Below are 8,145 nucleotides of genomic sequence, written 5' to 3'. Positions count from 1 at the left end.
GGTGGGTGGCGAGCGCAGCGAGCCGGAAGGGGTCAGCTGCCTGCGGCAGCTGATAAAATATGGGCTGTGAAAAAATGTAAATCATTTTTTCACAGCCCCTTTTTTCATTGATTTTCAAATTTTTCAATTTCTTCCATCAGAGCAGGAATCAGTTCTTCTTCCGGCACGGAGCGGAGGATTTTACCTTTACGGAAGAGAAGGCCGCTGCCTTTGCCTCCGGCTATGCCGAAGTCCGCTTCCCTGGCTTCTCCCGGGCCGTTGACGGCGCAGCCCATGACGGCTACCCGGATAGGTTTCTTGAATTTCTGGATCTTTTCTTCCACTTCCTGTGCCATGTGGATAAGATCCACCTGGGTGCGGCCGCAGGTAGGGCAGGAAACGAGGACGGGGCCGTACTGCTGCATGCCTACGGAGCTCAGGATTTCCCTGGCCGCCTTTACTTCCTTCAGGGGATCGTCGGTGAGGGAGACACGGATGGTATCGCCGATACCGTCCAGAAGGAGGCTTCCGATGCCGATGGCGGACTTGATGGTGCCCCGGTAAAGGGTTCCTGCTTCGGTGACGCCCAGATGGAGTGGATAGTCCACCTCTTCGTGGAGAAGGCGGTTTGCCTTGACCATCATGGGAACGTCGGTGGATTTGACGGAAATAACGATGTCGTGGAAGTCTTCTTCTTCCAGAATTTTCACGTGTTCCATGGCGCCGGCCACCATGCCTTCGGCGGTGGGATGGCCGCCGTATTCATCGAGAATGTGCTGGGGCAGGGAGCCGGCATTAATGCCGATACGGATGGGGATATGTTTTTCTTTGGCCATGTCCACCACTTTTACCACATTCTCCCGGCTGCCGATGTTGCCGGGGTTGATGCGGAGGGCATCAATGCCCTGTTCCATGGCCGTCAAAGCCAGGCGGTAGTCAAAGTGGATGTCTGCCACCAGCGGCACGTCCACCAGGCTCCTAAGCGCTCCCAGCGCTTCCGCTGCTTTCCTGTCCGGCACCGCCATGCGGACGATGTCGGCGCCGGCTTTGTGAAGGGCGTTAATCTGGGCAGCCGCATAGGCTGTGTCCACGGGACTGAAGGTGCTCATGGACTGTATAGCAATGGGTGCGCCGCCGCCGATGGCAACGCTGCCTACATGTATCTGTCTGGTTGTTTCCATTTTTTCACCTGATTGATTGTGTTAATGCGCCTGTAGGGCGCGGGGAAAAGGTAGTGCGTTGGCACCAAAGGGGGCGGGCCCGTAGGGCCCGCAGGTTGTATAAAAGGGTTGTATTTCAGAGGGTTGTGAAGAAAGGTTCTTAAGTTTGACCGGCCTGTGGCCGGAGGGTTCTTGGGTTTGACGCAGTCTATCGGCTGCGAGGGTTGTGGAAAGCCGCTGGCGCGGCTATGATTATAAAGTCTGCGTTACGGGATTACCATTAGTGTCACCAGTGCTGCATAAAGTCCCCCTAAACATTCTGCTGAATTGGCCGCCTCCGGCGGCCTTCCCCCCTTTGGTGCCTTACGGCACCACCTTCGCCACGGTGTGAAGCGTGTCACTGGATTTTCGGGTCACTGCGTTCCCCTACAAATCCAGTTCCCTTGCCACCCCGCTGTATCGGTCGGGCGACAAAAGGAAAGCGCCCTTATGGGCAGGCTAGGCGCCTTACTTCGCCCGACTTGCACATCCTATGCAGGATGTGCACAGTGGACAATAAAGCTCCGCGAAACATTACCATCAAAAGTTGCTCTGAATAAAGCACGGGTTGTTGTGCCCCCGCCTGCGGGGGAAAGGTGGTGGCGCCAGCCACCAAAGGGGGAATCACCGCAGTGTTAATCTGATTTAAGTCACTCATTCTATAGCACCAAAAAAGGGGGCCTCTTTTCCATCGCCCGCAAGGGCGATTGTATGGTTTTTCCAGCCACCAGCCACTAGCTGCAAGCCATTATCCCCTTCGCCCGCTCCGCGGGCGTCATTTCATCAGCCCCTGGATGTCATTGCACATGGCAAAGAGAAAAAGTCCCAGAAGGATGGTGACTCCCACTGCCTGGATATAGTAAAGTGCCTTATCCGGAAGTTCCCTGCCGCTTATTCCTTCAATGAGGGTAAGGATAAGGACGCCTCCGTCCAGGAGCGGTATGGGCAAGAGGTTCAAAAAGCCCAGGTTGAGGCTCAGAAGGGCGATGAAGAGAAGAAGGGACAGGAAGCCTGTATCCGCCACCTGGGCACTCATGCGGGCGACACCGATGGGGCCTGCCACGTCCGCTTCATGGCCGGAAATCATATCTACAAGGCCGGTGACCATCATTTTAAGGAGATAGACTGAGCGCTCTCCTCCCATGAGGAATGCCTGTCCTATTCCCACTTTATGATGTTCTAGGTAGGGAGAAATGCCTATGATGGGCCTTCCCCCTTCGCTGTCGGTCATGATGATGGTAAGGGTCTTCTCTTCCCCCTCATGGCTCACTTTGACAGGAATAATACGACTGTCCAGATCTTTTGTAATTTTCCCTATATCCGTCCAGCTTTTCACATCTTTTCCTGCCACAGAGAGGATTCTGTCCCCCGCCTGAATTCCCTGTTTTTCAGCGGAGGTGCCTGAAAGGACGCTTCCCACCACCGGAAGGTCCGGGAAGGTCTGGTAGCCGGCGTAGAGAAAGGCGCCGGTGAAGATGAAGAAGGCCAGAAGTACGTTGAAGAGGGATCCTGCTGCTATGACAAGGAGCCTTGCCCATACGGGACGGTTGGAGAAGGCCCTTGGATCGTCGGTCTTGCTGCCGTCCATGCCGGCAATGCGGTTGAAGCCCCCCAGAGGGATGGCACGGAGGGAGTAAAGGGTCTCCCCCTTCTTCACACCGCCCAGCTTGGGACCAAATCCGACAGCAAATTCTTCTACCTTCATGCCGGTGAGCTTGGCGGTGAGGAAATGGCCTCCTTCATGAATGAGAACGATAACCGCAAAGACGAAGATGGGGGCCAGGATATTAATCAGCATAGGGATATCCTTTCGATTTCATTCCGGGCCAGATTTCTGGCCATCCGGTCTGCCTCCATAATGTCCTCATAGGAGCGGACAGGGCCTGAAATGAAACGGGAAAGGGTCTCTTCCACCACGTCATAAATGGAAAGGAAGGAGAGTTTCCCTGCAATGAAGGCGCGGATGGCTTCCTCATTGGCCGCATTGAAGGCGGTGCCGGCGCTTCCGCCCTCCTTTCCTGCCTCGTAAGCCATTTTAAGGGAGCGGAACACATCAAGGTCCGGTTTTTCAATGATAATGGACGCAATGTCCCGCCAGTTCACATACTTTTTGGAAGGGGACGGCAGTCTTTCCGGATAGGTCAGGGCGAACTGGATGGGAAGGCGCATGTCCGGATTTCCGATCTGGGCCATAATGGAGCCGTCGTCGTATTCCACCATGGAATGGATGAGGCTCTGGGGCTGGACGATGACTTCGATATCGTCGTAGTCCACGCCAAAGAGCCAGTGGGCTTCGATGACTTCCAGTCCCTTGTTGAACATGGTGGCGGAGTCCAGCGTGACTTTCATGCCCATGTTCCAGGTGGGATGCTTCATGGCGTCTGCCACGGTCACATGCTCGAGCTCTTCCCTTGTCTTTCCGCGGAAAGGACCGCCAGAGGCGGTGAGAAGGAGTTTATGGATATGCTTTTTATCCTGTCCCAGCATGCACTGGAAAATGGCGCTATGTTCGCTGTCCACGGGACGGATGAGGACGCGGTGCTTTCTCGCTTCTTCCAGCACCAGGCTGCCGCCGGCCACGAGAGTTTCCTTATTGGCCAGGGCCAGTTCCTTTTCGGCGCCGATGGCAGCCAGGGTGGGCGCAAGGCCTGCAATACCTACCACCGCCACCAGCACCAGGTCCACATCCTCCCTCACTGCCGCTTCAGTCAAACCCTGCCCGCCGATAATGACTTCGGCAGCCCCGTGATAGAGGTCTTTGAATTTTCTTCCCGCTTCTTCATCGGTAATGACAATGGCGGAAGGATGAAATTCCTCTGCCTGGGCAAGGAGCTTTTCCACGCTTTTATGGGCACAGAGCACTTGGGCATGAAATAAATCGGAATGGGCACGGATGACGTCCAATGTCTGGGTGCCGATGGAACCGGTAGAACCTAATACTGCGATTTCCTTCATAAAAACTCCTTTCACCTAAGCAGGGCAAGCACAGCAGCCAGGGACGGCGCCACGAAAAGAAGGCTGTCGAAACGGTCCATCATGCCGCCGTGGCCGGGAAGAATATTTCCGGAGTCCTTAATATCACAGGCCCGCTTCACATAGGATTCAAAGAGATCCCCCACCGGCGCCATGACAGCCGCCATGACGGACAAGAAAAAGGCATGGGTCATGTCGTACTTGAACCCAAAGCCAAGGGCCATACCCAGCACCACGCAGCCGACAGCGCCGCCAATGAGGCCTTCCACCGTCTTATTGGGGCTGATATGGGGCGCCATTTTATGTTTTCCAAAGCTCCTTCCTGCCAGGTAGGCAAAGGAATCGCTGGCCCAGGTGCATACCAGAGCGAAAAGAATGAGGAAAACGCCAGGGTCCCCGTTCACCGCTCCCACCAGCAAAAGCTCCCGGCTCCCCCGAAGAAGTGCCAGGGTGCCGAAACCGATACCGAAATAAAGGGCGCCAAAGGAGGTGTAAACCAGGTTCGTCATATCCTCCTTCTTAATAGCAAGGATCAGGAAAAGAAGGAGGCAGAAAGTGAGAAACAGAAGGGCCGTAAAAATGCGGACAGAGTAAAATCCGGCGGAAAGCACCGTCAGCCCCACCGCCAATGCAGCAGGAATACGGTAAATGCGGATAGAAATCTGCTTCAGCATCCGGTCGTACTCTGCAAGAGCAATGAGGGACACAAGAAATACGGCGCCTGTCAGAAACCAGCCACCCAGCCATACGAGGCCCAGCACCGCAATGATGCCCACAATGGCTGTCAAAACACGAACTTTCATAATACCTCCATTAGTGATCCTTTTCCGTAAGGCCGCCGAAACGCCGGTCCCTGCCGGTAAACCAGTCCACTGCCTTTCGAAGCTCCTCTTCCGTAAAATCGGGCCAGAGCACATCTGTGAAATACAGTTCGCTGTAGGAAGCCTGCCAGAGAAGGAAATTGGAAATACGGGACTCTCCCCCCGTACGGATCAGAAGATCCACGTCCTTCGCATCAGAAGGATAGAGATGAGCCTCCACCGTCTTTTCGGTAATGTCAGCAGGAAGCAGCACACCGGCCTTCACCTTTTCAGCGATTTCCTGCATGGCATGCACGATTTCCATGCGGCCGCCGTAGTTGATGGCCACATTCAGAATCAGTCCGTCATTGGCGGCGGTATCCCGCTCGCATTCTTCAATGCCCTTTCGGAGACCGTCGGAGAGGACAGAGGTGTCCCCTACAATATGGACCTGCACATTGTCTTCCACCAGCTCCTTCAGCTGGGAAATAAGGTAATTTTTAAAGAGTTTCATAAGGAAACGGACTTCCAGAGACGGCCTTTTCCAGTTCTCTGTGGAAAAAGCATAGAGTGTGAGCACCTTGATGCCCATATGGCCGGCAGCACGCACAATGGTCTTCACATTGGCGGCGCCCACCTGGTGCCCGTAAGTCCGCTCCCTGCCCCTCTCCCGGGCCCACCGGCCATTCCCGTCAAGGATGATGGCCACATGCTCAGGAAAGGATTTTTTATCAGACATACATATTCCTCGTTTCAGGATAATAAAACAGTGAAGAAACGCCGATTGATGAAATCAACCGGCGCTTTGACACGCCTGCGGGCGTGAGGGTTCCCTCCCACCTCACTTATTGTCCCACCGCTTGCGGGGGGAAGGTGGTGCCGCAGGCACCAAAGGGGGGGCGGGCCCGTAGGGCCCGCAGGTTGTGTAAAAGGGTTGTGTAGAAAGGTTCTTAAGATTGATGGGCCTGCGGCCCAAGGGTTCTTAGGTTTGACGCCCGCTTTGCGGGCGAGGGTTGTGGATTGCCGCTGGCGCGGCCATGAGTATAAAGTCTGCGTTACGGGGCTTGCATTTGTGTCACCGGTGCTGCATGGCGAAGAGCAAAAGCCTTCTTCCTCTGGAAGACGACAGTCCTGCAGAGGACTGTCGAGTCGGGCTAATATTCGAGTATAGCCTGCCCCACAGGGGAAACGACTCACTGGATTCTCAGGTCGCTACGCTCCCCTACGAATCCAGTTCGCTGTGCACACACTAAGCGAGCACCTTAATGCCCGACCGTTGGTGTCGCCGTAGGCGACGGATGATAGCAGGATTTTCGTAGAAAATCCGGGGCCCCATCGGGGCCTAAGATGTCTCATAGTAGCTTGGAACTGTCTTCAAGTGTTCCTCAGGGCTCCGCCCAGCTCCTTTCTGAGGAAGGAGCCTGCGTTACGTGCTTTCCCTCCCGTTGCTTAAGGCATGATAAGCATTGAGGTAAATTAGTCGCCTACGGCGACTACCCCTTATCCGGCTTCGCCGGACTTTCCCCTATGCAGGGGGCAGAATAAGCCCCTCAATGCTTACCTTTGGTGTCATGTAGCACACTGCTTAGCACCCATAGTCCCACCAGCGAAGCTGGGGGGGAAGGTGGTGGCGCAGCCACCAAAGGGGGCGCTTTTCCATCGCCCGCAAGGGCGGTTTGCCTGTTTTCCCCGGGCGAAAGCCCGGTTGTATGGTCTTCCCAGCCAATAGCTACCAGCCACTGGTCACTAGCCCCATCGCCCGTAAGGGCGGTTGTAAAGTTTTTATCAATAAGAGGGCGCCTTCTAAAATTAAAAGGCGCCCCACCACAACCCTCGCACCGAAAGGCCCGTCAAACCTCGACCTGAAGGGCCGTCAATCCGGGCTGCTTTACAGCCCCGTCACACAGACATGATTTCTTTAATTTTTCTATCGGTGACAGCTTCCACTTCTTTAATCTTCTTATCGGTAAGCTTCTGGATCTTGTCTTCCGTATCCTTGATCACGTCCTTGGAAACGTCGCTGTTCTTTTCTTCCTTTTTCAGGAATACATTGCCGTCGCGGCGGATGTTGCGGACTGCCACCTTGGCTTCTTCAGACTTTTTGTTGACCACTTTTACCAGTTCCTTACGTCTTTCTTCGGTAAGCTGGGGAATGGCCATGCGGATGAGGTTGCCGTCGTTCATAGGAACCAGGCCCAGGTCGGACTGGAGGATGGCTTTTTCGATTTCCTTCAGAAGGCTCTTGTCCCAGGGCTGTACGACCAGCATTCTGGCTTCCGGTACGGAAACGGTGGCCACCTGGGTAACCGGTGTGCGGCTGCCGTAGTATTCTACAAATACCCGGTCCAGCAAACTTGCATTGGCCTGTCCGGTACGGATGGATGTGAATTCATTTTTCAGGGCGGTAATGGATTTGTCCATTTTCACAGATAAGTTTTTCAGTTCGTCTTCGTACATAATTATTTCCTTTCAATGAGGGTGCCCAGGGTTTCTCCCCTGCAGGCTTTCACAATGTTTCCGGGAACATCAATATTAAAGACAACGATGGGAATATTATTGTTCATGCAGAGGGTAATGGCGGTATTGTCCATAACAGCCAGCTGTTTCTGCAGCACGTCATTATAGGTAAGATGGGTAAACATCTTGGCTTCCGGATGATACTTCGGGTCCGCATCGTACACGCCGTCGGTCTGTTTCTTGGCCATGAGCATCACATCCGCCTCGATTTCCGCACTGCGGAGAGCTGCGGTGGTATCGGTGGTGAAATAGGGATTGCCGGTGCCTGCGCCGAAGATGACCACCCTGCCCTTTTCCAGATGGCGGATGGCGCGGCGGCGGATGTAGGGTTCTGCAATCTGCCGCATTTCAATGGCTGTCTGCACGCGGGTGGATACGCCCAGTTTTTCCAGTGCATCCTGCAGGGCTACGGAGTTGATGACAGTAGCCAGCATGCCCATGTAGTCGGCTGAGGCACGGTCCATGCCTCCCTGGCTGCCCTTGAGGCCTCTCCAGATATTGCCGCCGCCTACAACGACTGCGATTTCCACACCGGACTCGCAGGCTTCTTTGATTTCCCCTGCCAGACGGTAAACCACTTCCGGATCAATGCCGAAGCCCTTGTCATTGGCCAGGGCCTCGCCGGATAATTTCAGCATAACTCTCTTATAATGTTTCGTTTCAGCTTCCATGGTACA

At 54.6% G+C, this 8,145-nt stretch carries 7 protein-coding genes; all 7 read right to left on the bottom strand.

The genetic code is table 11. The features are described 5' to 3' along the window. Positions 1 to 104 precede the first annotated feature (104 nt). The 7 genes from ispG to pyrH all read right to left on the bottom strand — a co-directional run bounded on the left by ispG (position 105) and on the right by pyrH (position 8,139). Positions 105 to 1,160: a flavodoxin-dependent (E)-4-hydroxy-3-methylbut-2-enyl-diphosphate synthase gene (gene ispG / locus Q0482_RS07585; protein ID WP_299145176.1), complete on the bottom strand. Its 1,056-nt coding sequence runs from the start codon at positions 1,158 to 1,160 to the stop codon at positions 105 to 107. Between the two features lie 793 nt (positions 1,161 to 1,953). Further along, entirely contained in the window at positions 1,954 to 2,976 is a 1,023-nt protein-coding gene (rseP, locus tag Q0482_RS07580; protein WP_299145174.1) for an RIP metalloprotease RseP, read from the bottom strand. Then, positions 2,970 to 4,133, bottom strand: coding sequence for a 1-deoxy-D-xylulose-5-phosphate reductoisomerase (locus tag Q0482_RS07575; protein ID WP_299145172.1), 1,164 nt, complete (start codon positions 4,131 to 4,133; stop codon positions 2,970 to 2,972). Before Q0482_RS07575 ends, rseP begins: the two co-directional genes overlap by 7 nt. A gap of 11 nt (positions 4,134 to 4,144) precedes the next feature. Then, on the bottom strand, positions 4,145 to 4,954 hold the full coding sequence (locus Q0482_RS07570) for a phosphatidate cytidylyltransferase (RefSeq protein WP_299145170.1): 810 nt from the start codon (positions 4,952 to 4,954) through the stop codon (positions 4,145 to 4,147). 10 nt (positions 4,955 to 4,964) lie between these two features. Continuing rightward, the gene (locus Q0482_RS07565) at positions 4,965 to 5,690 is read right to left on the bottom strand and encodes an isoprenyl transferase (RefSeq protein ID WP_299145168.1); all 726 of its coding nucleotides are present in this window, start codon (positions 5,688 to 5,690) and stop codon (positions 4,965 to 4,967) included. 1,160 nt (positions 5,691 to 6,850) lie between these two features. After that, positions 6,851 to 7,408 (bottom strand): ribosome recycling factor, encoded by a 558-nt coding sequence (gene frr, locus Q0482_RS07560; protein ID WP_299145166.1) that lies wholly within the window; start codon positions 7,406 to 7,408, stop codon positions 6,851 to 6,853. 2 nt (positions 7,409 to 7,410) lie between these two features. Beyond that, the gene (gene pyrH, locus Q0482_RS07555) at positions 7,411 to 8,139 is read right to left on the bottom strand and encodes a UMP kinase (protein WP_299145164.1); all 729 of its coding nucleotides are present in this window, start codon (positions 8,137 to 8,139) and stop codon (positions 7,411 to 7,413) included. Positions 8,140 to 8,145 lie beyond the last annotated feature (6 nt).

Origin of the sequence: uncultured Dialister sp. (assembly GCF_937959425.1) — a bacterium.
In the GTDB taxonomy this organism is placed as follows: domain Bacteria; phylum Bacillota; class Negativicutes; order Veillonellales; family Dialisteraceae; genus Dialister.
Note: the sequence above shows the minus strand (reverse complement) of the source record. Positions and strands in the feature narration are given on the sequence as shown.